Source organism: Xylanibacter sp., assembly GCF_057607445.1.
The window spans coordinates 164,910-189,836 of record NZ_DBLZAX010000001.1 but is presented as its reverse complement, the minus strand read 5'-3'; the positions used below and the strand labels follow the sequence as shown (position 1 = coordinate 189,836).

The window sequence follows — 24,927 nt, the reverse complement described above, 5'->3', positions numbered from 1 at the left end:
TTATTGTTATTTTCCAAAAATACTCATAAGAATGTTTTTAATTGGTGAACCGAAGTCTATTCCCAACTTAACTTTCGATTTAGTGTTCAGGTATGGTCTGACAATCGGCAACGTCTCCCATGATCTGTCATAAGCGTTGTAGCGGCTTTGCACGCCAACGTCCATATTTACCGGTCCTGATGTTTCCACCCTCAGATATCCTCCGTAACAGTTATAAGGAAGATACGGCATGGCTGCATGACCTATGTACGGATTTCTTGTATAAAACTCGCCGAAGGCGCAAAGCGACAGCCGTCTGCTGATCTGATAGTTTATTATTCCGCCCATACCCCATACGGTTTGCAGTCCGTGATAGTAAGAGAATTTGTTTGCCTTGCTGTACAGCCGGATATAAAGATTGGGTAAACTAAGGTCTACGGCCATTGTACCGCTGCTGATGTTTGCAAGTCCTATATAGTGTTGCTGTTCTCCACTCACGTCGATGTTTATGTTCTTCCATGCCCAAAGAGGCATATACCCATAAATATCATAGTTTCCGTGAAGCTCGTTATTTTCATTCGTGTTTAGCATCTGTATGGCTGGTATGTCGGCCTTGCCGCGTATGACAGAGCTGTCAATGCTTAGGGCATGATTAGCCTTCGGCATCTCTGTAATGCTTCTGCTAAGGCTCTCGTGCAGTGTGTTTTCCGTCTTTATGCTTATTCTTTTCGTATCCGTGTCATTTTGTGCCAAAAGAACAGCCGTACCGTTTACACACAGGAGCCATAAAAATATTATGGTACGCAACGTATTCATCCGACTTCTTGTCTTTTTGTGTTTATCTGTACTGAAGATTTATGCAAAGATAATATTTTTATGCTTTGCCGCTAAACAATTTAACTTTTCTCAGTCTACAAAAGTCTACAAATTTATATCTTATTGATTATCAAATTATTATATGCTAGGATTCATTCTATTATGCCCATAATAAATTCATCAAATTCTTTTGGTGAGCCGTCGTGTCCGAGCATCTTTTGCAGCATTCGCCGTCTCATGGCAGAAATGTTCTGTTTTGAACAATGCATAAGATTGCTCATTTCAAGAGTCTTAAAGTTAAGTCTCACTAGCATGCACAGGTCGTATTCGTCAGGTCTTAATGTATGTCGACTGTTTACAGTAGAATAAAATTGTGGAATTTCTCTGTTAAACATTGATCGCAACTCATGCCATTCGTTTTTATCTGGTGAAAGATTTGGGGTGTCTGCAATTTGTTTGAATTTTTTTGCTATCTCAGAATTGTGCAGTCTTTCTTCCACAGTGGCAGTGTCAACTTTTTTCTGTCTTAAGGTCAGTTCACTGATAGTCTTTTTATATTCTTCAGCTATTGTGTTTCGCTCTTCCTGTGTTTGTGCGAGCATGGCCTGTAGTGACATTTGTGCCTGCAATAATGTTTCGTTGTCTCTTTCTAACTGTTGTTTTTGTTTTAAGGCTAATTCACGCTTTCTTCTGATAATCAGAAATGATGAAAACACAACGATTATCAATATTATAGCGATTACTAATGCTGTATTGGTAGCCCTTTGGGCTTTTATCTCTTTCTTATTTATTTCGTTTTGAAGTTTATTATGATCATATTGTGCTTGTATGGTTGAACAACTTGACCTCATGAGATGGGTGCATAGGCTGTCGTCAAGTTCATAGCTGAGTAATGCATATTTTGCGGTAGAGTCTGATTTACCTAACTTTTTATAATATAGTGATAAGCCATGAGCAATAGCAATCTTTGTGTTTAGTGTCTGCTTATCTGCATGTTGTAATTTCTTTAAATATATTATTGCAGAATCAGTTCTATTAATACCAAGGAAATATATACTTTTATAGTAATAATAAATCTCTCTACCGTTCTCTATATTTCCCTTTTCATCGAAATATCCTGATTCACATTCGTAGCGTTTTATGCATCTTAATGCATTCTTAAAATCTTTATTTTTTGAGTAAGTCAGGACGAGAGCTCCTAAAGCCATTGCTGCATAGTTTTTATAGCCGTACATGAAATATAATTTTGATACAGTTTCGCATATCTCAATTTGTTTATTGGATTCTTCAAGTAAGTTGTAAGCTTCTGCGCTTGAATGATATGCTATCAATGCTGTTAATGTATCTTTTACTTTCATAGCATATTTATAACACATTCTTGATGACGTTAGGATATTTTGCGACATCCATTCTTTGCTAAATAGTTCAGAACTTTGTCCGTAAATACGACTTAACGTTGCATAGTCGCAGTCTTCATCTGTGGTATCGGCCATTTCGGCAGCGTCTTCGTAGCATTGTAATGCTAGCGGAATGCTGTCTAAGTCGCGATATACACATCCCAGCAGATAATGTGCAAGCATGCGTTCGTTGTCAGAACCATGTTTGTCGTAATATCTTACAACTTTTTTCATTGTGCTGTCGGACGTGAACGGCACGTATGCCTTGTTCATTGCCTTTGCTTCAATCATTAAGTAACGATAGCGCACAGGGGCAGGCGAGTTATCTATCAGCGGTTTTATGCTTTTTAGCATAATCAGTGCAGAGTCAGGGTTCTTGTCGGCAATGCTGTCGGCCTGTACAAGCATGGCTGTTTGTCGGTTGTTGTCGGTACACGAAAACAAGAGAAGGAATAAGGTTGCAATGATGTAAAACAAACTCTTCATGTTACAAAAGTAAGAATTTAAAAGGATAAATTATTAAACAAAAAAGTAATACGTAAAGTAAAAAATACCAATGTATTTTTGCTTGTGCCTTTTTTATTATGTAATGTGTTGTTTGCTAAACATCTCTGTCTCTTATTCCATTGTGCAAATATAACAAGTTTCGACTTTGTTGCGAAACTTTTATAATATTGTTTGTCTACAAAAGTCTACAAAATTATATGTGGCTGATTGTCAGATATTTGTATCGGCACAATCAGCATGCAGTCACGATGATTTGTGCTAAAAGACGAATAATTCTATGTCCGTAATTTAAATGGTGTCGGCCGAAATGTTGCATTAAATAAAATAAGGCGGCCGTAATAAACGGACCGCCTTAATAGAATTTCCTGGAGCAATTCCTTAAGGAAGGCTGATAGCCTCTGAAGGACAAACATCTGCGCAAGTGCCACACTCTGTGCACATGTCAGGATTGATAGAATATTTTTCGCCTTCAGAAATAGCTCCTGCCGGACATTCGTCGATACATGTACCGCAAGCGATACAATCGTCACCAATTACGTAAGCCATGATAATCTTGTTTTTATTTAATTAATAATGTTTTTGTACCTATTTTCGTACATTGCAAAGGTAGTGCTTTTATTTTAAATACCTAATTTTAGGTATCTGTTTTTAATTTATTTAACGATTGCAGTCTGTCTATTCAAAATAGAACGACAATACTATCATCTTGCTGCGTGCCTCCTTTACCGACTTGGCATACATGATCATGTTCTGGTCTTTCAACTTGTCGGGATGGCTGGTGTCGAGACTGTTGATAAGTCCATAGCAGAACTTCAGTTCGGGGCGCAGCTTGAAATAAGGCAGATAGAAGTCGCAGCCCAGACCAAATTCGAGGAACACGTCGTAACGCTTCAGCTTTATGTAGTCGTTGTCCTTGCCCGAAAGGTTTATCATGGGGTTTATTCCGGCCATGAGATACGGACGCGTGTTGTTGAGTCTGGGGGCGCTGAACAGCAGATTGAGCGCCGATGATATATACACCGTCTTAAGATCCTGTCTCTGCGTGACATATTCACCGTTCTCAAGCTTGTCAGTGAGGTTTGTCAGGGTGATGTGTCTGTTGCCGAAATACATGGCGGGAGCTATGCGGAACGCGAAATTATTGCTCAGGCGGAACTCGCCAAGCACGCCCACGGTGAATCCCGGGTCCCATCTGTCCTGGTCGCAGGTGATGACTTTTTCGGCCGTTGTCCCGTCGGCGCCTGTAATAATCTGCGGACCGACGTTCATAAACTCGATGTCCTGAAGGTGCATGCCTACCACCACTCCGAAGTGAAACGGCCTCAGGTCGGTGTAAGGTCTGTTTTGAACGGTCTTGCCCTGTGCCATGGCGCATAGTGCAGCTGTCAGGACGGTTATTATGGTGAACAGTCTTTTCATTTGATAATATAACGATTTATTGACGCCGATATTACATCCGGCTGTGTGAAAAAGGCATAAAAATGACATCCCGGCACATGTCATAAGCCATGACGTAAGTGCACCGGCGGGGGTTATCTCTTCTCGAGGCTGAGCGTTATCTTGCCCACAAATATGCCGTGCTTGCCGTTCTGGTCGTTAGGAACGTCCTTGCCGTCGAGGTTGCGCACATGGTTGAGCATCTTAAAATAAGAGTGAGAGTGGCCGCCCAGCACGAGGTCGATGTTTCGTGTCTTTGCCATCATCTCCATGTCGTTGAGTCCGGCCTCGTCCCATCCGAGGTGAGACAGACATATCACCACGTCGCACTTCTCCTCGTTCTTCAGCTTGTCGGCCACTGCGTTTGCCGTCTTTATCGGGTCGCTGTATCTGACTCCGGCGCATGTGCTTGCCATGACCAGACCGTCGAGCTTTGGCGAAAGTCCGAAGATGCCTATCCTCACTCCTTTGCGCTTTATTATGACGTAGGGCTTAACAAGGCCTTCTACCACGGTGCCCGTAAAGTCGTAGTTGGCGCAGACGATGGGGAACTTTGCCTTTCTGAATATTCTTGCCATGTTTTCGAGACCGAAGTCGAACTCGTGGTTGCCTATCGTTGCCGCATCGTATCCCATGATGTTCATCAGCTCTGTCTCAACGTCGCCTTTGAACATGGTGTAATATGGCGAGCCCTGCGAGAAGTCGCCGCTGTCGAGCAGCAGCAGGTCCTTGTCCTCTTTGCGCATCTGGTCAATCATGGCTGCACGGCGCAAGAAGCCGCCACGGCCGGCGAGCATGGTGTCGGCAAGGTTGGGGTTGAGCGGAAGCACGCAGCTATGAGTGTCGTTGGTGTGCAGAATGAGCAGCTGTCTGCCCTTTGCAGCCGCCGTAAGGGTTACGGCCACGGCTATTGTCAGTATTGTAAGTATGCGTTTCATTTGTCTGCTATTATTATTCGTCCTTCAATCTTTGAGTCGATATCCTCGCCCTGAGCCATCTTAGCCTTCATGTATTTCACTATTACCTGGCGCACGTTGTCATCGGCACCAGAGGGCGATTTCATCCCGGTGGCGCTTTTAAAGGCCTCAAGCTTGTCGTTGCCCTGCGCAACATAGTCTATCGTAGCCACCCTATAGTCGGCCTCGGGGTCGATGTCCTTTCCGTTAAGCTTGGCCGACAGCAGCCTGCCGTCTTTGCTGATAACCAAATTGACGCCGTGGCTCACGGCCTCGCCGCCCACTGATGCTATCTGGCCGAACAGCTCAATCACCTTGCTGCCCTTTAGCGTTACGAAGCATATCTTGTTTTCAAACGGCGCCACGTCGAGCACATCGCCGTATGTTATGTCGCCCTTGGCAAATGCCGAGCGCATGCCGCCGATGTTGTAGACGGCAAAGTCGGGCTTCTCGCCGTAGCTGCCGCCGCACCATACGAGTATGTCGGCAAGCAGGTTGGAGAGCTTGCTCTCGGGCCTTTCGGCATTCAGATATGAGGCAGCCCTGCCCACCACGGGGCTCATTATGCTGTCCACCTTCTGCTTGTAAGGAGCGATGAAGCTCCATGCCCTGTCGTCGGGCCTGCTGTCGTAAGTGCTGTCAATGAGTATTCTCGAACGGCTCACGCCAGTGAGCTGATAGTGTGATGAGCATGATGCAAGAAGCATCGCAAGTGATGCCAATTCGCATAAAATCAACTTCTTATACATAAGGATAATCTTAGAAAAGTGATGCAAAGTTAGTTAAAAACGCTATTAAGTCAAAGAAAAAGATAAAAAAAACCTCGCATATTTGGAAGAGAAACGAAAAAGTAGTAACTTTGCACCGCTTTCCGCGTAATCGCTGACAGGAAGAAGAGTAGCCTAGTTATGTTACGCCGGAACGATAAACAAATTTAATTATCAAATAATAATGGATTTAATTAAAGTTGCTGAAGAAGCATTTGCAACCGGCAAGAAGTTCCCTGAGTTCAAGTCAGGTGACACTATCACTGTCGCTTACAAAATCGTTGAGGGTTCAAAAGAGCGTATCCAGCTCTATCGTGGTGTAGTAATCCGCATTTCTGGTCATGGTGACAAGAAGCGTTTCACAGTGCGCAAGATGTCAGGTACAGTAGGTGTAGAGCGTATCTTCCCTATCGAGTCTCCGAACATCGACAGCATTGAGGTTAACAAGCACGGTAAGGTAAGACGCGCTAAACTTTATTACCTCCGTAAACTTACAGGTAAGAAAGCTCGTATCGCCGAGAAGAAGGTTATCACAGAGAAGAAAAACTAATTCTGAAATCTTATCTTTAAGAAATAAAGAAGCAGACTTGTCCTTGCGTCAGGTCTGCTTCTTTGTTATTTGTAACAATACATAATATTGAGCTTTTGTAAAACATGGCTAATTACATCGCGAAAGGTATGCTTTTGCACGCTGAAAGATGGCCTTTCGCAGCATGAAAGGGCATGTATCGCAAGAACATAAAAGCAGGCTTACAGCAGGCATAAGCCTAAGCAGAGTAAACCTTAACCAGGAAAATGTATGTTTGAAGTCAACCGAAATAAGGAAAACAGGGTGACAATAAGCATAAAAAGTTTTTCTTATAAACTCATCACTCGTCACATTCGGGCATAAGCACATGACAGACAACACATTACGGTGTGACGAGTTGAAACGGCAACTCGTCACACCGTAACTATCTGATTTACAAAACATTATAATGCGATGTGACGAGTGACGAGTTTTTTAACAAAATCTTTTTCCGTACATTGGCTCAATCAACAGCAAAGCCCTGACGGCAAGGCAAGCCACAAACGGACTGAGCCGAACTTCATTTCTCAGTTATCAATTTCTTTTCAGCCTTATCGTTCCGTCAGAACTAATGGTTATCTTGCTGTCCTTTATGTCGCTCTGTGTGAGCCGCTTTATCTGCTGGGCCACGGCGTTTGCCGTGTCCTTGCGCGGACCGAGGCCGCGACGCTGTATGAACGAGTGGATCTTGCCTTCAATGAAGTCGCCCCTGCGGTTCACCTTTGCCTCTATCACCGGCGCATAGCCCGATATTCCTGTTATGCTTATTCCGTAAGGCGTGCAGAAGTTGCCCAGGCTGTAGGCTATAAACTTGCCCTTATACACCTCGACACATCTTACCACATGCGGGCCGTGGCCATAAACTATGTCGGCGCCGTTGTCTACGCAGAAGTGGGCAAAGTCGCGCAGCGAGCCGCGGTCTTCCTCAAGATACTCTTCCTTGCCGTATGGCAGATGGCTGTACTGCTTGCCTTCGGCTCCGCCGTGGAACGACACTATCACCACGTCGGCATTGGCCCGCAGGCTGTCAAGTATGCCCTTCACCGTCCACAGTTCCTTGTGCTTCAGCGTGTAAGAGTTGTGGCCGAACGCACACATGCCGTATCTTATGCCGTTGCGCTCTATTATGGCGGCGTCTGTCCTGCCCCTCAGTCCGGCATATTTTATGCCTATATCCCTTAAGGCGCGCTCCGTTGACCTGACTCCCTCTATGCCGAAGTCGAAGGCATGGTTGTTGGCCATGCTCAGAAAGTCGAACCCGGCCTCCTTCAGGCGTGGCGCAAAGCTCAGCGGCGTGCGGAACGAATAGTTGTAAACCGACTTCTCCTTCTTGTTCTCGGCACTGTCGCACAGCGTTCCCTCAAGGTTTCCCACGGCGATGTCGGCCCTGTGCAGGATGTGCCTTACGTCTCTGAACAGCATCCTGCCCTCGTCTGCCGGCAGCGCAGGCTTGGGGTAAGTGGTGCCCATCATGATGTCGCCGGCCATGGCTATCGTGAACGTGTCCTGAATATGGCTCAGTATGCTGTCCTCAGCTTTCTGCTCTGCGCTGTCAATATCGACAACGGGCACCGGCAGCTTTTTGCCGGTACCCGTTGTAGTGCAGGCCACAGCCGACCCGCATATAAGCAAAGATATAATAAAAATATGTGGTTTCATGTTACATTACGCGGCGTGCTCCTACGTATCTGCGTGAATAATATCTTTCGTTAGAGTTGCTTACCTTTACGCCCTTGGTGCTTGCATGTATGAAGTTGAAGCTTCCGCTTATCGGATCAACGTCGACCACGATGCCTACATGGCCTATTGAGCGGCCCGAACGCGGACTGGTGAAGAACACCAGGTCGCCTATCTGCAGCTTGTCCTTGTCAACAGGGTCGCCCTGATTAAACTGCGCGCGCGACGAGCGGTTGAGGTCTATGCCCATGTTCTTGAACACATAGCTTGTGAATCCTGAGCAGTCGAAGGCGTTAGGACCGGCCTGACCTGAGCGGTAGCGTGCGCCCATGTGCGAGAAGGCCTCGTCGAGCACGTCGTTTATAGGCTCAAACTCGAAGTCCTCGTCATAATTCTCGTTGTTATAAAGAAAATCGTAGTTATCTATTTCTTCGCATTGCTGTTCCTTATTGTCGCCGTCCTTCTCGTTGTCGGCCATCACAGGCGTTCCTGCGGTCAACAGCATCATGGCAACGGCAAATATTTTCAGGTTCTTCATGTTCGATGTTTTCTGTAATAGTATAATGAAGGGGTTTTCTTGATTTTACGATTGCGAAGTTAACGAAAAAATGCCGGAAATCAAAGTTTGTTTACATCTTTTGGGATAAGCAAAAAGCATGCCACGGCAAAGCTCCGCAAGCCGTTAAGTGTTGTTATAGTGTAATTTAGACCAAAATAACTGCAAAAAAGGTTCAACCATTTTTCTTTACATTCTTTAAGAAATAAGTCTTTCATTATTTAACTACTTTGGCGCATTTTCTGTTCTTTTTGTCGCCTCGGCGCATATCTGCCATGCCTGGCAGACAGATGCTATATGCCTGATTTATTGATATATCCGCACGCCTGACTGCCGCCGGGCACATGTGCCGTATGTTCTTTTATTCACATCCGGCAAGGCTAGAAACGGCAAAAAGCCGGCCACCGGCAGGGGTTTAATCAACATTTATTTTGTATTGCGCCCAATTTGCACTATCTTTGCAGTCGAAGAAGAAATTTTATCGAGCATGAAAGAATTAGCATTAAAGTACGGATGCAATCCGAATCAGAAACCTTCGCGCATATACATGGAAGAAGGTGAACTGCCTATTGAGGTGCTGAATGGCCGTCCGGGCTACATCAACTTCCTCGATGCACTTAACAGTTGGCAACTTGTAAAGGAGCTTAAAGCCGCAACAGGACTGCCTGCAGCAGCCAGCTTCAAGCATGTTTCGCCCGCAGGAGCCGCAGTGGGTCTGCCGCTCAGCGACACTTTGAAGAAGATTTATTTTGTAGACGACGTAAAGATTGAGCTTTCGCCCCTGGCATGTGCCTATGCACGCGCACGCGGCGCCGACCGCATGAGCAGCTACGGCGACTTTGTGGCTCTGAGCGACGTATGCGACGAGGCTACCGCAACGCTGATCAAGCGTGAGGTGAGCGACGGCGTGATTGCGCCGGGCTACACACCCGAAGCCCTCGAGATACTGAAAGACAAGCGCAAGGGCACATACAACGTAATAAAGATTGATCCCGAATATGTTCCGGCTCCGGTTGAGCACAAGCAGGTGTTCGGCATAACATTCGAGCAGGGACGCAACGAGATTAAGCTCGACGACCCGTCACTCTTTGAGAATATACCCACACAGAACAAGACATTCACCGAAGAGGCTAAGCGCGACCTTATAATAAGTCTTATCACGCTGAAATATACTCAGAGCAACTCTGTATGCTACGTGAAGGACGGACAGGCCATAGGCATCGGCGCCGGACAGCAGAGCCGCATACACTGCACACGCCTGGCAGGCAACAAGGCCGACATATGGTGGCTGCGCCAGCATCCGAAAGTGATGAACCTGCCTTTCGTTGACGGCATACGCCGCGCTGACCGCGACAACACCATCGACGTGTATATCAGCGACGAGCACGACGACGTGCTGGCTGAAGGAACATGGCAGAGGCTCTTCAAGGAGAAACCCGAAGTGCTGACCATGGAGGAGAAGAAAGAATGGATAGCCAAGAACACCAAGGTGGCTCTGGGCAGCGACGCATTCTTCCCGTTCGGCGACAACATTGAGCGTGCACACAAGAGCGGCGTTGAGTATATAGCTCAGGCCGGAGGCTCTGTACGCGACGACAATGTCATCGAGACCTGCGACAAATACGGAATAGCAATGGCCTTCACCGGCGTTCGTCTGTTCCATCATTGATAAACTGTTTTTTTCAGCGCCGGGAGTCATCATTCTCAAGGGCGGCACAAGGCTTGCCCCGTATCAAGAGTCTGTCTCCCGGCTCTTTTCTCATTAAGCATAATTAGTTTTTACATTTTATGAGCGATATCGACGACATAATTGCCGGTGGCGGAATAGTGTTCCGAAAGGCAAAGACAGACAACGGCAATGACGGCAAGGTGAAGACCAAGGCCAAGAAGAAGAAATATATCACCGGCGCTCATGGCAGCGGCTCGGCACGACAGAAAGCCAAATACCGCGAAGCACGCGCCAACCGCAAACACAAATAACGGCTGCCTGGGCGCGGCCGGTTTGTGTTTGCCGTTTATGTTTATGTGGCATAAGACCGGCATTGCTTATGCTGGTTGTTCCTATGCGCCATTTTTCTTGTTTTTTGAGTTATGTTCTTTTCTGTAACGTGGTTTATCCACTGTTGTGTCCCTATTGTGCATAACTTAAATAACTGACTGTTTTACAGACAATTACAACTGCTTGACATATATCTTGCAAAGGTTTTTTAACTCAACTTAACCCTGCATCAGGGAAGGTAATTGTCAGTAAAATTTTGCAGATAACTTTGTTTTTCTTAATTTTGCAGTGTCAAAGCGCATGTCCTTGATACATATTCTCTATTTGGGCTGCGTGCGCTCTTGTCTATTTGAATGCTGCAAGTTTTATGAAAGACAGGGATAATTTTACGTTTCTAACTTCTGCACCTGTTCATCATGTAGTGCTAGTAATGGCTGTTCCGACCATTATCAGTATGCTCGTTACCAGTATCTACAACATCGTAACCACATTCTACGTTGGCCGCATCAGCACACAGGCCACTGCCGCCGTGGGCATAGCCTTCTCGGTTATGGCCATCATACAGGCCATAGGCTTCACCTTCGGGCAGGGCTCGGGCAACTACATATCGCGCGAACTTGGCGCGCAGCGACACGACAACGCATGCCGCATGGCCTCCACGGGCTTCTTTCTTGCCGTTGGGACAGGATTTGTCATTGCCCTTATCGGACTGATATTTCTGCGTCCGCTCGCGCTGCTCCTAGGCTCAACGCCGACAATATTGCCCTATGCCGAAACCTATCTGTCGTTTGTACTTATGGCTGCACCGTTCATGTGCGGCGCCTTATGCCTGAACAACCAGATGCGCTTTCAGGGCAACGCAGCTTATTCAATGTTCGGCATACTTACGGGAGCATGCATCAATGTCGTGCTGGCCCCTATCCTTATATTTGTGTTCGACATGGGCATAACCGGTGCCGGCATATCCACGTTTACTGGTGAGTCGTGCAGCATGCTTGTGCTGCTGTGGATGAGCCGCATGAAGCGCAACATACATATCAGCCACCGCAACTTTACGCCAAACGTGGCTATGCTGAAAGAGATATTTGCCGGAGGCACCCCATCGTTAACACGTCAGGGAATGGCCAGCATCAGCGTTGCACTGCTCAACGTGGCTGCCGGAGCTTACGGTGATGCCGCCATAGCGGCCATGTCTATCGTCAACCGCATAGCCTTCGTGATATTTGCCGCCATGATTGGCCTCGGACAGGGATTTCAGCCTATGTGCGGCTTCTGTTATGGCGCAAAATTATACGCACGTGTGCGCGAAGGCTATTGGTTCATAGTGCGTGTAGGCTTTCTGTTTATGGCCGTATGCGCTGTGCTCGGTTTCTTCTTCAGCGAGGAATGCATCGACGTGTTCCGCCGCGACCCCGACGTTGTTTCTATCGGCACTATTGCCTTGCGCTGGCAGCTGGCCACGCTTCCGTTGGGTGCCATCGTCATGTACACCAACATGATGATGCAGACCATCCGCAAGCCATGGCAGGCCAATGTGCTCGCATCTGCCCGCAGCGGCCTGTTCTTCATTCCGCTGATAATCATCCTGCCCCATTTCTTCGGTCTTCTTGGCGTAGAGATGTGCCAGGCATGGGCCGACGTATTGTCTTTCGGCCTTGCAGTGCCGATAGCCATGAGCGGATTTAAGGCTTTACGTGATGACTGAGAAATGCGGTAAGGCGCAAATATATAAATAACCTAGAGCCATCCCCACGGCAAAGCCGGCCATAATAATCCATTGCCCTACAAGGCGAAATCAGCCTGTTTCATATGGCATCATGACCAACGAATGCCAAAAGGCTCTGAAAACCGTAACTTATCTGCCTTAATATGTTTTATACTGAAAGTCTGCACAGCATTTAACAGCAATCTATCAAGGCAATCACACCCATTTACTTTCAAACTGTTAGTGGCCGAGTTACGACCAAAAACTCGGCCACTTTTTATGTGAAAGTGGCTTGTTTTCTACACGCAAACCATAGGTTTATTTTATGTCTGACGCAGGCTTGCCGTGCAAGCCGGGATGAAACAAGACGATAAACGAAAAACTTTGTACGGCTTCTACCGGTATATCAAGAAAAATCAGACGGCAAGACGATAACAGAAAACATATAGACGAATAAAAGCAGGCATCAGCCTTCAGCATAGAGAACACATACACCCCAAACAATCACGAAGGGCTTAATGCAAGGAAAATATACGATTATTTTATTTGCATAATTCTATTTAAATAATTATTTTTGCATAAAAACAAGATATGGCAAGAATAAGAAACCCGTTTGTAGTTACAGGCAAGATTGCACCAGAATATTTTTGCGACCGCGTAGAAGAATCGGCACGGCTGATAAAATCGGTTACCAACGGCAATAATCTCGTGATTATTTCACCACGCCGTATGGGAAAGACCGGACTGATACAGTTTTGTTACGACAAGCCTGAAATACGTGAGGAATATTATACATTCTTCATCGACATACTTCACACATCTAGCTTGCGGGAGTTTACCTATCTGCTCGGCAGACAGATCTATGAAACACTGCTGCCAAGAGGCCGTAAAATGATAAAGCTGTTTATTCAGACGATAAAGTCGATAAGCGGTAAATTTGGATTTGACCCGGCAAACAACTTGCCTACGTTCAACATCGAACTGGGCGACATCGAACAGCCCGAATATACGCTCGACGAGATTTTCAGCTATCTGAGCCATGCTGACAAGCCCTGCATTGTGGCCATAGACGAGTTTCAACAGATAGCAAAATATCCGGAGCATAACATAGAGGCATTGCTCAGGACACACATACAGAAACTCGATAACAGCAACTTCATATTTGCGGGAAGTGAGCGCCACATGATGCAGGAAATGTTCATGTCGGCTGCCCGGCCGTTTTATCACAGCGCCGACGTGCTTGAACTGAATGCTATTGATGCAGAAAAGTATGTCCCATTTGTTGTCGGACATTTTGAAGCAACCAACAGGCACATCGACGCATCTGATGTAAAAAGAGTTTACGATTTGTTTAACGGGCACACCTTTTACATCCAAAAAACGTTTAACGAATCGTTTGCAGACACCCGTGAGGGTGAAGTTTGCACACTTGACACAATACGCACGGCCATTAATAACATCATAGCGTCAAACGACACTATCTTCAGGGAGATATTGTCGAATATCCCTGAAAAGCAGAAAGAACTGCTCTATGCCATTGCGAAAGACGGAAAGGCAGAACAGATAACATCGGCAGAATTCATAAAGCGCCACAGACTGACGTCAGCCAGCTCAGTGCAGTCGGCTACAAAAAAATTGCTTGAAAAGGATATTATAACAGAGAGAAACAAAGTTTATTCTTTAAATGACAAACTTTTTGCCATGTGGATAAATAAATTATATGGCAACACGACAATGCTGTAATAAAGCTGGTTATGGACGGAAAGGCATGAAACAAAGCCGTTCATTATTGTCAAACTTGCCTATAACGCATCCAACTAGACATGATGTTCACTATAGTCCTGCTGAATAAAAAAATAGGGTTGCTTAAAATGATTAAGCAACCCATATATCTAAACTATCAGCTTCAAATACAAACAACTGATTCTGGCTTATTTGTCTTCCTTCTTCCAGAGTTTTGACATATCTTCCAGCGTCTTGCCTTTTGTCTCAGGCACAAGTCGCCATACGAACAGAGCAGCGAGAACGCAGATTGTTCCGTAAAGGCCATAAGTAAACCAGTGGCCGAAGTTGGCGTCGCTCTCAAGCTGCATGTTGAACATGGGCACAAACGAAGCGCTGACAATCCAGTTGAAAATCCACTGGAATGCAACGGCTATGGCTACGGCTGCGCCGCGGATGGTGTTGGGGAATATCTCAGCAATGAGCACCCAGCAAATAGGTCCCCACGACATCATGAACGATGCGCTGTAGATCATGATGCTGACCATTGTTACGACGGCCATGTCCATGTTGCCGAATGTGAGGGCAACACCGAAAGCGCCAATGGCCATGCCTATTGAACCGGTGATAAGCAGCGGCTTGCGGCCCCACTTCTCAACAGTGAACACGGCAACAAGCGTAAACAGGATGTTCACAACGCCCATGATGACGGTCTGCACCATAGGATTCTCCATACCCATGTCGCCGAATATTCGCGGTGCGTAATAGAGCACGGCGTTGATGCCGACAGCCTGCTGGAACACGCTGAGCATGATGCCGACAAAGATAACCAGCACACCATAGGTGAACACCTTTTCGGTCTTTTCTGTAATAGTATTCTTTATCTCATTGAGAATTTTCTGTCCTTCAGCCACACCATTGATTTTCTGCAGTACAGACAGAGCCTTGCTGTCGCGTCCTGCCATAACGAGATAGCGCGGAGTCTCGGGTACGAAGCATATCAATATGGCAAAAAGTCCTGCCGGCACAGCCTCGCTTCCGAACATATAACGCCAGCCTGTAGAGATTGTCCAGGGATCGCTTCCCGGAGCAACGGCGTTGAAACCTTGTCCGATAGACTCAATTACGGGGTTGGTATGGTCGCCAAGGATGCAGAAGTTGACCATATATACCACCAGCTGGCCGAAAATAATGGCAAACTGGTTCCATGAAACGAGCGTTCCGCGGATGTTAGACGGAGCAACCTCGGCTATATACATAGGGCAGATGGCTGAAGCCAGACCAACGCCCACGCCGCCGATGACACGATAGATGTTGAATGTAACGAGAAGTGAGTATGTCGGTACGCCATGCTCATAAATCAGAAACTCGGGCTCCATTGAGCCTAACGCAGAAATGAAAAACATTATTCCGGCAAAGATGAGCGACTTTTTTCGTCCCCAGTTTGATGCCAGATAGCCTGATATTCCACTTCCGATGATACAGCCAATAAGAGCGCTGGCACATGTAAAGCCATGTATGGCATCTGTATATCTGAAGTCAGTTGCTCCTAAGAAAAATGCCTGAAGTCCTTTTTCGGCTCCTGAAATTACAGCCGTGTCATATCCGAAGAGGAGTCCTCCCAATACAGCCACAAGCACAATTGAAAATAGGTAGGCCTTGCTACCGCCTTTGTCTTGATTCATTGTTTGATTAGATTTTAATTATAGTTAAAGATAAATATTATTCCGTTTTATTACGTTTATAAAACCCTAATCCCTATATTTTATTGTGTGTTTCGATGCATTTTTGTATTTGACACAACATCTTGCCGATTATCGGCAGACGATGTATTGCAAGGAGAAGGGCGTACCACTTGTGTTTATTCTGCCTGTAAAGGTAATAAATTTAGCGCTACCGGTTGTCATAATTATTCATTATTAATTTATTTTTTTCGTTTATTACGGCGGTTTTCTGTATTTTTGCACCAAATTGCATATTTTGTAGACATGAAGTTCAGCGAAGTTATCGGACAGGACGACGCCAAAGAGCGTCTTCGGCAGATGGTTGCAGAAAACCGTGTGCCCCATGCCATTATGCTGTGCGGCCCGCAAGGCTGCGGCAAGATGGCTCTGGCCCTTGCCTTTGCTTCATATCTGTTGTGCGAGAACAATTCGGGCGACGACTGCTGCGGATCTTGCCGACAGTGCGTCATGACAGATAAGCTGGCTCATCCAGACCTTCATTTCTCCTACCCCGTCATACGCCCATCGGGCACCGGCTCTGAACACAAGATGTCGAGTGAGGACTTTACGGGCGAGTGGCGCCATCTGCTGTCTCAGGGGCCATACTTCACAATGGACCAATGGCTTGCGGCCATGGGTGCGGCCAACCAACAGGCTCAGATGGGTGTGGGCGAGAGCGATGTGGTGATGCGTGCGCTTAGTCTGAAGTCGAGTCAGGGCGGATATAAGGTGTGCATAATATGGCTGCCTGAACGCATGAACGCCGAATGCGCCAACAAGATGCTGAAAATTATAGAGGAACCTCCACACAAGACAGTGTTCATAATGGTGTGCGAAGAGCCCGAAAAGCTGCTGGACACCATAAGGAGTCGCGCTCAGCGCATAGACATTAAGCGCATTGAGACAGAAAGCATCGAGACTGCTCTCATTGACCGCAGGGGCATAGATGCAGACGCAGCACGCCGCATAGCACGAGCCGCAAACGGAAGCTGGCTTAACGCCCTTGAGGCTCTCAACTCAGACAGTGAGAAAAAGCTATTTCTCGACATGTTTGTCAGCCTGATGAGACTTGCCTATACGCGCAACATCAAGGAGCTGCGCAAATGGAGCGATACGGCTGCGGCATACGGGCGTGAACGCCAGCGCAGGATGCTCACATATTTTGTACACCTGATTCGCGAAAACTTTGTCTACAACTTCCGCATAGGCGAACTCAACTATATGACGCAGGACGAGGAAAACTTTGCGCGAAACTTTGCGCGCTTTGTCAATGAAGCCAATGTAATTGAGCTCTCAGAACTAATGAGCCGCGCCATAAGAGACATCGGACAAAACGCAAATCCGAAAATAGTGTTCTTCGATATGGCAACGCACATCATAGTTTCACTTATCAGAAAACCGTAGGCTTTATGCCGAAATAACATATATATATTTTAATTGCAACAGCAGATGGATTATAAAAACAAGAAATTCTTTATATACAACGGGTGCGACCGTGGTCTGTGCCTGAGAGGATGTGGCCGGCAGGACCGCCAGCTGAACACCTACGACTGGCTGGCAGACGTACCGGGCAACGCCCAAAGTACTGACCTTGTTGAGGTGCAGTTTAAGAACACCCGCAAAGGATATTATCACAACGTCAACAACCTTGACCTCAGAAAGGGTGACATCGTTGCCGTAGAGGCAAACCCGGGGCACGACATCGGCGTAGTTACGCTTACCGGCAAACTGGTAGAGCTGCAGATTAAGAAGGCCAATCTGAAATCGGCCGACGACATCAAGCGCATATACCGCATAGCAAAGCCCGTGGACATGGAAAAATACCGCGAGGCAAAAAGCCGCGAGCACGCTACGATGATACAGAGCCGACAGATAGCCAAGAACCTTAATCTGCAGATGAAGATTGGCGACGTTGAATATCAGGGCGACGGCAACAAGGCTATATTCTATTATATAGCAGACGAGCGAGTAGACTTCCGCCAGCTTATCAAGGTGCTGGCAGAGACATTCCACGTGCGCATAGAGATGAAACAGATCGGAGCGCGTCAGGAGGCAGGACGTATTGGCGGCACAGGTCCGTGCGGCCGTGAACTGTGCTGCGCCACCTGGATGAAAAACTTTGTGTCGGTAAGCACTGGTGCAGCCCGTTATCAGGAAATATCACTCAACCCGCAAAAGTTGGCAGGTATGTGTGCAAAACTGAAATGCTGTCTTAACTACGAGGTTGACAACTATATCGAGGCGAGCCGCAGGCTGCCAAGCCGCGAAGTTGTGCTTGAGACACAAGACGGCGAATATTATCTGTTCAAGTCTGACATCCTTGCCGGACTTGTAACATATTCATCAGACAAGAAGGTGCCGGCCAACCTCGAGACAATAACAGCCAAGAGAGCGCTCGACATAATAGACATGAACAGAAGGGGCGAAAAGCCCATGTCGCTGCAGAGCGACGGCAACATAAAGGAACAGAGCAGTCATCCTGCTGACCTGCTGGCCAACGAGAGTCTTACGCGTTTTGACAAGAGCAAGAAGAAGCGCCGTTCAAAGAACCGCCCGGCACGCCAGGCTTCAGCAAAAGGACGCGGCAAGGCTCAGGCCGAGAAAGGACAGCAGAAGCCTCATGGAGCCGAAAAGCAAGAGAAGGCAGACAAGCAATGACGAGATTAAGATTACATATATTTACAGCCATGGCCTGCGTGGCCATGGCTTTGTGCTCATGTAACAGCGATGTTGTGTACGACAAATACAACCATACTCAGCTGACTGGATGGGAAAAGAACGATACTCTGGCCTTCGACGTACCTCCAATGAAGGAGTCTGGCCGTTACCGTCTTGAACTTGGACTTCGCACCAGCACCTCGTTCCCCTTCACCGGCCTGAGCCTTGTTGTCGACCGCACCGTAGAACCGGGACACATGCTATATACAGACACCGTGAACTGCCGGCTGGCTGATGACAAAGGTAACGTGCTCGGACGTGGTGTAAGCTGCTTTCAGTATAGTTTCATTGTTTCTGACATAGACTTGCGCAAAGGCGATTCGCTTCATATATGCGTCCGCCATATCATGAAGCGCGAGATTATGCCCGGCATTTCGGACATAGGACTGAAGATATCAAAGCGCTGAACATAGGGCACCTAAATACCTAAAAGGAGTTTAAGCCCGAACGCTTCACTCTGCAAACTAAGAGTTTATCTAGGCATCCATAGTTTGATTTTTCAGTTTTTAAGAAGTTTCATACAGCTTTTATCCCACATAGCGGGCATACAATCTGCTTCGCCTTGACATGGCTTGCGTCTGAAATAAGCAAAGGGAAATAAAATCAATATAAAACTGGCAATCCGGCCGAAACATAAAGACAATTTGGAGTAAAAGTCAAGATTGGCTTTAGAATACACATTAAGGTATAAACATAACGAAATCCACCATTTCCCGAAAGATGGGAAAATGGTGGATTTTCTTTTCTGCATCTGCCAAATAGCTGCCATATATAGAATTCCATACAATACAAAATAAAAGCCTCTGGTGCATTAAAATGCGCCAGAGGCTATATTTATGTAAACTATGTATTGTTGTTACTACTTTATTAGATACCCAATGCCTGCTTTGCAGTAGTGTTATTAGGATCTATCTCGAGGATAAGTTTCCAATACTTATCTGAATTAGCCTTGTCCTCTTTTATGTAATAATAATATCCGAGATATGAGTAAGGCTCAATAAGAAGCTTCGGATTATCAGGATTCTCCTTCTTAGCCAACTCGATATACTGCTCATAATAAGGTTTAGCCAAGCCCTGAGTTGTTTCCGGGTCAAGCTGTGAGTTGATACGTGCTCTCATTATTGTTGCATAAAGCAGGTTGGTAGGATATTTCTCTCCGAGCATGCCATAAACCTCATCAGCCTTCTTCAAAGCAGCAATCTTCTCTTCGTTAAGAGTTGCAATACTTGCAGCCTGATCAGCATAAAGTTTAGCCAATCCGTCGATATCACCTACAGAAGGTTTCTCAACAGCTTTCAGATATTCATCATAAAGAGCAAGTCCCTTAACATAATCTTTCTTTGCAATATATGCATCAGAAAGCTGCTTCTTAACATCATTGAGTGAAGAGTTAAGTTCAAGTGCCTTCTCAAACTGAGCAATAGCCTGGTCGAAAGCGCTGTCACCCATCAGTGCATATCCGTAATACTGATAGTCACGAGCAGAGAACTTAGCGCTGTCTGACTTGTTGAAAAGTGCATCAGCATACTTCAAGGCATTAGGATAATCCTTGAGGTCTGTGTAGTTATAGAAGCAGAGACGATTCATGGCTGCGTCACGCGGATTCTTCTGAACACCATACTGAGAAATCTCAAGGCTCTTCTTTGAGTCAGAAGAAAGATATGTGGCAGTTGCATACTCTGTCAGATAGTTCTCATTGAATTTGCCCAGATCAACCTTTGAGAAATATTCAATGGCCTTGTCAAAGCGGTTAGCTGTATAGAAGAAGTGTCCTGCTTCAGCATCTACAGGATAATCAGGCTGAACTGTACGAAGTTTCTCAAGCATCTGGACAGAAAGCTCCGGGCTGCGCTTACGGTAAATATTTGCATACTTGATGTAGCCCTGAGGATTCTTCGGATCCATAAGAGTAGCCTGCTGATACCATGTTGCAGCAGCACCGCCATCATTGTTTACAACCTCGATATCACCCATAAGGAGATAACCGGCAGCGTTGTTCTTGTCACGGTCGATAGCCATCTCTGCATATTTCTTGGCATTAAGAGTGTCCTTAATGTCGAGATATGCGCGGCCAACACCTGCAATAGCAACTGCATTCTTCTTGTTTTCCTTGATAAAGTCCTTAACCTGGTCCTTTGCAGCATCAGGATTAGACTTGCTGTTAACAATAACTTTAGTAATGGCGTCAATCTGAGACTGTACGTCCTGCGCCATCATTGGAGCCGAAAACAATGTGAGAGCGGCTCCAGCCAATAAATATTTAATCGCATTCATAATCGCTATAATTAAATTGTAAATAGTTTAAGTTTTCTCACTCAGAACCGTTTGCATAAACAAGGCAGCCTTTATTAATATTGACTGCCTCAGGATGCAAAGGTTTAATCATCGCCTACATTTACTGACCTTATTGTAATATCACCGCGTACAGGCAACAAGCCTGACTTGAATATTATCAGCTGTCCCTTAGGCTGCTCTATAAAATGGGCAAAGCCCCATGGAAGACCATTGATAGGGTCATTAAGCAATGCATATATCGTTCTTACCAACGGATAACGTCCGTCGAGTAAGTATGCCTGGTATGGTTTCCAGCTATTCATGGCTGTAGCCGAGTCAAACCTGCTTACCGACATAACAGTTATATTCTTCTTGAATGTAGTGTTCGTTGTGTCGCGCTTGTCATTAAGCCAATTTGAACCGATGATACCAATGGCATTAGGAGTTTTCTCGACATAATCGATAACCTCCTTGCTCGTGTTTGTGGCAACAATGTTCGGACTGTTTATCAGCTTTCCGTCCAATATCGAGTCAACACAGAATGAAACCGTACTCGACTTGCTGTTGTCAAACACCACAAGTATCTCGCCGCGACTTGAACCGGGAACTATATCGCTCCATTTCTTTGCCTCTCCGCTGAGAACACGCTTTATGTTCTTGACAGAAATACAAGAATCTTTATTCTCTCTGTTTATGATAAGCGACAAGCCATCATAAGCCAAAGGTATAGCCACGGGCAAATAATTGCGTGACTTTAGATTCTCCAACTCATTTTTTGTGAAATTTCTTGATGCAATAACCAGCTGCAGACTGTCATTCATCAGCATCTTTATAGCATCATACTCATTTGTATAAATCGGAGTAAGCTTGGCATCCCGATATATACTTTCGAAGACCTGAACTTCTTCGTCGATTATAGGACTAAAACTTTCGTCAGAAGCGAACGAAATCGCTCCTGACGAATAAGTATCTGTTCTGCCGCTTTTGGGTTTGTCGGCACAAGCGGCCAACATGCCCGACAGCAGCATCAATCCTACCAAATTGTAGAATAGTTTTCTTCTCATATCACGTAATTACTGCAGTTTGAATGTTACTGGCAACGTATATCTTACGTTAACCGACGTACCGTTCTGCTTTCCAGGAGTCCAGTTAGGCATGCTGCTAACAACACGCACAGCCTCTCTGTCGAGAGACGGGTCAACAGACCTCAGGACTTTCACATTAGAAATAGAACCATTCTTACCTACTACGAACTGTACAATAACCTTACCCTGGATACCGTTCTCAGCAGCAACAACCGGATATTTGATGTTGTCTCTCAGCCAAGCCATCAAAGCGCCCTGTCCACCAGGGAATGAAGGCTGCTCTTCAACCACGTCAAACACCTTGTTCTCCTCCTCGTTCTTTGGAGGTTCAGGCTGGGCAATTTCTTCCTTAGCTTTGAGCACTTCGCCGTTAAATTCGTCATTACCAACTACGTTGAACGCACCGATAGTAGTTTTTGTCTTCTGAAGGTCTTCCTGAGTTTTCATTTCCTCCTCAGGCTTTACCTCAGAGTCCTTCTTGATAACAGGAGCAGTAAACTTGATAGAGCTCTTTACCTTCTCTACAACTTTGGGCTGCTCGATTTTAGGAGTTACCTTTTTCTTCTCAACTTTCGGCGTCTTGTCTATTTTAGACAATTTAGCCTCAGTGACAATCGCAACTTTTTGGTTCGCCTCAATAACATTCTTAATAGCTATAGCCGAGAAAATAGCAACTGCAGCAATAAGTACGATAATGATAGACCAAAGGTTACGTTTTGCGGTACCCTTACGGAGCTTGTATGCTCCATATGCCTGGTTCTTTCCCTCGAACACGAGGTCACACCATGCATTAGATATAAGATCTATTTTTGACATTGTCTTTTCATTTTAAATGTTACTCAACGATTACTTCACTCCTTTTTTAGTAAGAAGGCCTTTGTCTTCAGGAGTAATGTTATCGATGACATACTTACCTATACTGCAAATCTGCATCTCATCCAGAGCATCAACCAAATTCTTATAAGAAGCATTGTCAGTTGCCTTGATAATGATTGTCAGGGTAGGAATCTTCTGCCCGTCAACTTCACCATTCTTCAGCTTCTCCAATTCTCTATTATATACAGAATCTGGGTATTTTCCAGGATTGCTCAACTTTTTGCTGTCGAGCTCGGCCTTAGCCTTCATAATCGTAGACACCGGTATGGTACCGTCTTCAGTGACATGGTTGATAAGGACCTTACGGATACCTTCCTTGCCCCAAGTTGTTTCTTTAAGGCAATTAGGATCATTGTAATTAGGAATACCTGCTACGTAGTAAATTTTGTCATTACCTGCAACGTAGATTGTAATAGTCTGCGAAGCCTTGGTAGCAGTTCTGTCCTCTTTCTGCACGTTCTCATCGTTACTTGGCATCGTCAGCTGCATTGTCTGAGGCTTGCTCAATGACGTACACAGCATGAAGAATGTGATAAGAAGCATCATCATGTCCACCATAGGCGTAAAGTCTACGCGTAGGTCAATCTTCTTCTGTTTGCTTTCTTTCTGCTTTGCCATGACTTATTCCTCCACTTTTTTGTAAGAAGTGATAAGATAGTAACGATTCTGATTCATGTCCTGAAGTTCAGACATTACTTTCTTGATAACCTTATAGGGTGTCTTCTCATCAGCCTTGATAGCCAGTTTCATATCTGAGTTGTTGTCAGTAACTGTCTTAACCCACAACTGGAACTCGCTCATACCGCCGTCGATACTGTCTGTAGGAACGCCCTTATCTTTCTGATAGTCGTTCATGTGAGCAGCATCCTGACTCAGGAATGCGCCCATATCTTCCATAGACACACCGATATTGGTTGCGCTGCGAGAGTTTTTCATCTGAGTGCCGTTAAGGCTTACGCCAAACTGATCAGCCATAGTGCTGAGCGCGGCCTCCATATCGCCAGGTTTGTCCCAGCCCAAGAACACCTTGCCCCTACTGTCGATCAGTATGCTCAAGACGTTATTCTCCGGAACCTTTAGCTCCGATACCGAACCCGGCGTGAGAACCTTAACTGCCTCATTCTTAACGAATGTTGATGTCAACATGAAGAATGTAAGCAAGAGGACCATCACGTCGCTCATCGGAGTCATATCGATCCAGATCGCTTTTTTCTTAATTTTTACTTTACCCATAGTAATAAAATTTTAAAGGGTTAGTAAAATTAAGCTTCGTCTGCGTGATTGGCTTCGTATGTCTGAGCAATTGAATAACCAACCTCATCAAGGGCGTATGTCAGCTTGTCGATCTTGTTTGTGAATGTGTTATAAGAAATAACAGCAACCCAAGAAGTCAAAATACCGAATGCGGTGTTGATCAAAGCCTCAGAAATACCTGTAGACAATGCCAGAGAGTCACCACCACCACCGGCAGCCAAAGCCTGGAATGAACGAATCATACCGATAACGGTACCGAGAAGACCGGTAAGAGTACCGAGTGTAACGATAGTTGCGATGATAGGAAGGTTCATCTGCAGTGTAGGCATCTCGAGCTGAGTAGCCTCTTCGTGAGCCTGCTGGATCTTAGAAACCTTCTGAGCCTTCTTCATGCCTGCTGTAGCTTCCATTTCCTTGTAAGCGCGGATAGAAGCAGAAACAACGTTAGCAACAGAACCTCTCTGCTTGTCGCAGATGCGCTGTGCTTCAGCGAAGTCGCCTTTGCTTACAGCAGCCTTAACGTTAAGAACGAACTTAGCAAGTGAGCCTGTTCCGAATGCAGAACGAAGAGCGATCCAACGCTCGATGCTCAGAGCGATTACAGTAAGCAAAAGTGTCTGGATGATAGGCACGATAACACCACCTTTGTAAATTGTACCGAGCAAGTTTGTCGGGTGACCTGCGGGATCGTTACCTGCGAAGTTTGCCGGATTACCAAGCAGATACTTGAAAATGCAAAGCGCAATAACGAAACATACAACGATAACCCAGATCGCTGCTCTAATACCTTGGAAGCCCTGATTTTTCTTTGTAGGGCTTGCTGCTTTTTGTGTAGTTGCCATAATTTTGAATTTAAATTTTAGTTATTAATAATTTAAGTTATAAAGTTTCCGATTAATGAAATTACAGT

Annotated in this window: 23 protein-coding genes; 8 read left to right on the top strand and 15 right to left on the bottom strand. The window is 45.7% G+C overall.

Annotated features, from left to right (window positions below; all coding sequences use genetic code 11):
- Positions 1–6: 6 nt before the first annotated feature.
- The 6 genes from ACZMIG_RS00805 to ACZMIG_RS00780 all read right to left on the bottom strand — a co-directional run bounded on the left by ACZMIG_RS00805 (position 7) and on the right by ACZMIG_RS00780 (position 5,841).
- Complete coding sequence (locus ACZMIG_RS00805; protein ID WP_487888837.1) at positions 7–795, bottom strand: hypothetical protein; 789 nt, start codon at positions 793–795, stop codon at positions 7–9.
- Between the two features lie 152 nt (positions 796–947).
- Positions 948–2,600, bottom strand: a complete 1,653-nt coding sequence (locus tag ACZMIG_RS00800) for a hypothetical protein (RefSeq protein ID WP_487888836.1) — start codon at positions 2,598–2,600, stop codon at positions 948–950.
- Positions 2,601–3,077: 477 nt separating this feature from the next.
- Positions 3,078–3,245, bottom strand: coding sequence for a 4Fe-4S ferredoxin (gene fdxA, locus ACZMIG_RS00795; RefSeq protein WP_021855262.1), 168 nt, complete (start codon positions 3,243–3,245; stop codon positions 3,078–3,080).
- 129 nt (positions 3,246–3,374) lie between these two features.
- Positions 3,375–4,118 carry a type IX secretion/gliding motility protein PorT/SprT gene (porT, locus tag ACZMIG_RS00790; protein ID WP_021855261.1) on the bottom strand — a complete coding sequence of 248 codons (744 nt, stop codon included), beginning with the start codon at positions 4,116–4,118 and terminating at the stop codon, positions 3,375–3,377.
- A gap of 113 nt (positions 4,119–4,231) precedes the next feature.
- On the bottom strand, positions 4,232–5,074 hold the full coding sequence (locus ACZMIG_RS00785; RefSeq protein WP_053397324.1) for a bifunctional metallophosphatase/5'-nucleotidase: 843 nt from the start codon (positions 5,072–5,074) through the stop codon (positions 4,232–4,234).
- Positions 5,071–5,841, bottom strand: coding sequence for a 5'-nucleotidase C-terminal domain-containing protein (locus ACZMIG_RS00780; RefSeq protein ID WP_487888835.1), 771 nt, complete (start codon positions 5,839–5,841; stop codon positions 5,071–5,073). The genes ACZMIG_RS00785 and ACZMIG_RS00780 overlap by 4 nt, the downstream gene beginning before the upstream one ends.
- A 202-nt stretch (positions 5,842–6,043) precedes the next feature.
- On the opposite strand from ACZMIG_RS00780, the gene rplS reads away from it, so the two are divergent.
- Complete coding sequence (gene rplS, locus ACZMIG_RS00775) at positions 6,044–6,409, top strand: 50S ribosomal protein L19 (protein WP_021855258.1); 366 nt, start codon at positions 6,044–6,046, stop codon at positions 6,407–6,409.
- A gap of 552 nt (positions 6,410–6,961) precedes the next feature.
- Here rplS and ACZMIG_RS00770 read toward each other — a convergent pair.
- Together ACZMIG_RS00770 and ACZMIG_RS00765 are read right to left on the bottom strand one after the other, a co-directional pair.
- Complete coding sequence (locus ACZMIG_RS00770; RefSeq protein WP_487888834.1) at positions 6,962–8,086, bottom strand: CapA family protein; 1,125 nt, start codon at positions 8,084–8,086, stop codon at positions 6,962–6,964.
- Position 8,087: 1 nt separating this feature from the next.
- Entirely contained in the window at positions 8,088–8,642 is a 555-nt protein-coding gene (locus tag ACZMIG_RS00765; protein ID WP_021855256.1) for a C40 family peptidase, read from the bottom strand.
- A gap of 505 nt (positions 8,643–9,147) precedes the next feature.
- Here ACZMIG_RS00765 and ACZMIG_RS00760 point away from each other — a divergent pair.
- The 4 genes from ACZMIG_RS00760 (at position 9,148) to ACZMIG_RS00745 (ending at position 14,107) form a co-directional block, all read left to right on the top strand.
- On the top strand, positions 9,148–10,329 hold the full coding sequence (locus ACZMIG_RS00760) for a phosphoribosylaminoimidazolecarboxamide formyltransferase (RefSeq protein WP_053397321.1): 1,182 nt from the start codon (positions 9,148–9,150) through the stop codon (positions 10,327–10,329).
- A 119-nt stretch (positions 10,330–10,448) separates the two neighbouring features.
- Positions 10,449–10,640: a hypothetical protein gene (locus tag ACZMIG_RS00755; RefSeq protein WP_021855253.1), complete on the top strand. Its 192-nt coding sequence runs from the start codon at positions 10,449–10,451 to the stop codon at positions 10,638–10,640.
- A gap of 386 nt (positions 10,641–11,026) precedes the next feature.
- Positions 11,027–12,364 (top strand): MATE family efflux transporter, encoded by a 1,338-nt coding sequence (locus ACZMIG_RS00750; protein ID WP_487888833.1) that lies wholly within the window; start codon positions 11,027–11,029, stop codon positions 12,362–12,364.
- A gap of 591 nt (positions 12,365–12,955) precedes the next feature.
- Positions 12,956–14,107 carry an AAA family ATPase gene (locus ACZMIG_RS00745; protein WP_487888832.1) on the top strand — a complete coding sequence of 384 codons (1,152 nt, stop codon included), beginning with the start codon at positions 12,956–12,958 and terminating at the stop codon, positions 14,105–14,107.
- A 188-nt stretch (positions 14,108–14,295) separates the two neighbouring features.
- Here the strand turns inward: ACZMIG_RS00745 and xylE are convergent, their stop codons facing one another.
- Positions 14,296–15,771: a D-xylose transporter XylE gene (xylE, locus tag ACZMIG_RS00740; RefSeq protein WP_021855251.1), complete on the bottom strand. Its 1,476-nt coding sequence runs from the start codon at positions 15,769–15,771 to the stop codon at positions 14,296–14,298.
- Positions 15,772–16,074: 303 nt separating this feature from the next.
- Between xylE and ACZMIG_RS00735 the strand changes: the two genes are divergently transcribed.
- The 3 genes from ACZMIG_RS00735 to ACZMIG_RS00725 are packed head-to-tail and all read left to right on the top strand — an operon-like array spanning position 16,075 to position 18,935.
- Positions 16,075–17,214 carry a DNA polymerase III subunit gene (locus tag ACZMIG_RS00735; RefSeq protein WP_125105551.1) on the top strand — a complete coding sequence of 380 codons (1,140 nt, stop codon included), beginning with the start codon at positions 16,075–16,077 and terminating at the stop codon, positions 17,212–17,214.
- Between the two features lie 45 nt (positions 17,215–17,259).
- A complete protein-coding gene (locus ACZMIG_RS00730; RefSeq protein ID WP_021855249.1) occupies positions 17,260–18,468 on the top strand; it encodes a PSP1 domain-containing protein in 1,209 nt (402 codons plus the stop codon).
- Positions 18,465–18,935: a gliding motility lipoprotein GldH gene (locus tag ACZMIG_RS00725; RefSeq protein ID WP_302024352.1), complete on the top strand. Its 471-nt coding sequence runs from the start codon at positions 18,465–18,467 to the stop codon at positions 18,933–18,935. Before ACZMIG_RS00730 ends, ACZMIG_RS00725 begins: the two co-directional genes overlap by 4 nt.
- A 460-nt stretch (positions 18,936–19,395) precedes the next feature.
- On the opposite strand, the gene ACZMIG_RS00720 is transcribed toward ACZMIG_RS00725, so the two are convergent.
- The 6 genes from ACZMIG_RS00720 to ACZMIG_RS00695 all read right to left on the bottom strand — a co-directional run bounded on the left by ACZMIG_RS00720 (position 19,396) and on the right by ACZMIG_RS00695 (position 24,859).
- Positions 19,396–20,802 (bottom strand): tetratricopeptide repeat protein, encoded by a 1,407-nt coding sequence (locus ACZMIG_RS00720; protein ID WP_021855247.1) that lies wholly within the window; start codon positions 20,800–20,802, stop codon positions 19,396–19,398.
- A gap of 104 nt (positions 20,803–20,906) precedes the next feature.
- Positions 20,907–21,866, bottom strand: coding sequence for a PstS family phosphate ABC transporter substrate-binding protein (locus tag ACZMIG_RS00715; RefSeq protein WP_021855246.1), 960 nt, complete (start codon positions 21,864–21,866; stop codon positions 20,907–20,909).
- Positions 21,867–21,875: 9 nt separating this feature from the next.
- A complete protein-coding gene (locus ACZMIG_RS00710) occupies positions 21,876–22,703 on the bottom strand; it encodes an energy transducer TonB (RefSeq protein WP_288949421.1) in 828 nt (275 codons plus the stop codon).
- A 30-nt stretch (positions 22,704–22,733) separates the two neighbouring features.
- A complete protein-coding gene (locus ACZMIG_RS00705; RefSeq protein WP_021855244.1) occupies positions 22,734–23,381 on the bottom strand; it encodes an ExbD/TolR family protein in 648 nt (215 codons plus the stop codon).
- Between the two features lie 3 nt (positions 23,382–23,384).
- On the bottom strand, positions 23,385–23,996 hold the full coding sequence (locus ACZMIG_RS00700; protein ID WP_021855243.1) for an ExbD/TolR family protein: 612 nt from the start codon (positions 23,994–23,996) through the stop codon (positions 23,385–23,387).
- Positions 23,997–24,025: 29 nt separating this feature from the next.
- The gene (locus tag ACZMIG_RS00695) at positions 24,026–24,859 is read right to left on the bottom strand and encodes a MotA/TolQ/ExbB proton channel family protein (protein ID WP_021855242.1); all 834 of its coding nucleotides are present in this window, start codon (positions 24,857–24,859) and stop codon (positions 24,026–24,028) included.
- Positions 24,860–24,927 lie beyond the last annotated feature (68 nt).

Excerpts from the sequence above, each read along its gene's own strand:
- ACZMIG_RS00805 (WP_487888837.1), bottom strand. The coding sequence starts at position 795 with ATGAATACGTTGCGTACCATAATATTTTTATGGCTCCTGTGTGTAAAC.
- ACZMIG_RS00800 (WP_487888836.1), bottom strand. The coding sequence starts at position 2,600 with ATGCTTGTACAGGCCGACAGCATTGCCGACAAGAACCCTGACTCTGCA.
- fdxA (WP_021855262.1), bottom strand. The coding sequence starts at position 3,245 with ATGGCTTACGTAATTGGTGACGATTGTATCGCTTGCGGTACATGTATC.
- porT (WP_021855261.1), bottom strand. The coding sequence starts at position 4,118 with ATGAAAAGACTGTTCACCATAATAACCGTCCTGACAGCTGCACTATGC.
- ACZMIG_RS00785 (WP_053397324.1), bottom strand. The coding sequence starts at position 5,074 with ATGAAACGCATACTTACAATACTGACAATAGCCGTGGCCGTAACCCTT.
- ACZMIG_RS00780 (WP_487888835.1), bottom strand. The coding sequence starts at position 5,841 with ATGTATAAGAAGTTGATTTTATGCGAATTGGCATCACTTGCGATGCTT.
- rplS (WP_021855258.1), top strand. The coding sequence starts at position 6,044 with ATGGATTTAATTAAAGTTGCTGAAGAAGCATTTGCAACCGGCAAGAAG.
- ACZMIG_RS00770 (WP_487888834.1), bottom strand. The coding sequence starts at position 8,086 with ATGAAACCACATATTTTTATTATATCTTTGCTTATATGCGGGTCGGCT.
- ACZMIG_RS00765 (WP_021855256.1), bottom strand. The coding sequence starts at position 8,642 with ATGAAGAACCTGAAAATATTTGCCGTTGCCATGATGCTGTTGACCGCA.
- ACZMIG_RS00760 (WP_053397321.1), top strand. The coding sequence starts at position 9,148 with ATGAAAGAATTAGCATTAAAGTACGGATGCAATCCGAATCAGAAACCT.
- ACZMIG_RS00755 (WP_021855253.1), top strand. The coding sequence starts at position 10,449 with ATGAGCGATATCGACGACATAATTGCCGGTGGCGGAATAGTGTTCCGA.
- ACZMIG_RS00750 (WP_487888833.1), top strand. The coding sequence starts at position 11,027 with ATGAAAGACAGGGATAATTTTACGTTTCTAACTTCTGCACCTGTTCAT.
- ACZMIG_RS00745 (WP_487888832.1), top strand. The coding sequence starts at position 12,956 with ATGGCAAGAATAAGAAACCCGTTTGTAGTTACAGGCAAGATTGCACCA.
- xylE (WP_021855251.1), bottom strand. The coding sequence starts at position 15,771 with ATGAATCAAGACAAAGGCGGTAGCAAGGCCTACCTATTTTCAATTGTG.
- ACZMIG_RS00735 (WP_125105551.1), top strand. The coding sequence starts at position 16,075 with ATGAAGTTCAGCGAAGTTATCGGACAGGACGACGCCAAAGAGCGTCTT.
- ACZMIG_RS00730 (WP_021855249.1), top strand. The coding sequence starts at position 17,260 with ATGGATTATAAAAACAAGAAATTCTTTATATACAACGGGTGCGACCGT.
- ACZMIG_RS00725 (WP_302024352.1), top strand. The coding sequence starts at position 18,465 with ATGACGAGATTAAGATTACATATATTTACAGCCATGGCCTGCGTGGCC.
- ACZMIG_RS00720 (WP_021855247.1), bottom strand. The coding sequence starts at position 20,802 with ATGAATGCGATTAAATATTTATTGGCTGGAGCCGCTCTCACATTGTTT.
- ACZMIG_RS00715 (WP_021855246.1), bottom strand. The coding sequence starts at position 21,866 with ATGAGAAGAAAACTATTCTACAATTTGGTAGGATTGATGCTGCTGTCG.
- ACZMIG_RS00710 (WP_288949421.1), bottom strand. The coding sequence starts at position 22,703 with ATGTCAAAAATAGATCTTATATCTAATGCATGGTGTGACCTCGTGTTC.
- ACZMIG_RS00705 (WP_021855244.1), bottom strand. The coding sequence starts at position 23,381 with ATGGCAAAGCAGAAAGAAAGCAAACAGAAGAAGATTGACCTACGCGTA.
- ACZMIG_RS00700 (WP_021855243.1), bottom strand. The coding sequence starts at position 23,996 with ATGGGTAAAGTAAAAATTAAGAAAAAAGCGATCTGGATCGATATGACT.
- ACZMIG_RS00695 (WP_021855242.1), bottom strand. The coding sequence starts at position 24,859 with ATGGCAACTACACAAAAAGCAGCAAGCCCTACAAAGAAAAATCAGGGC.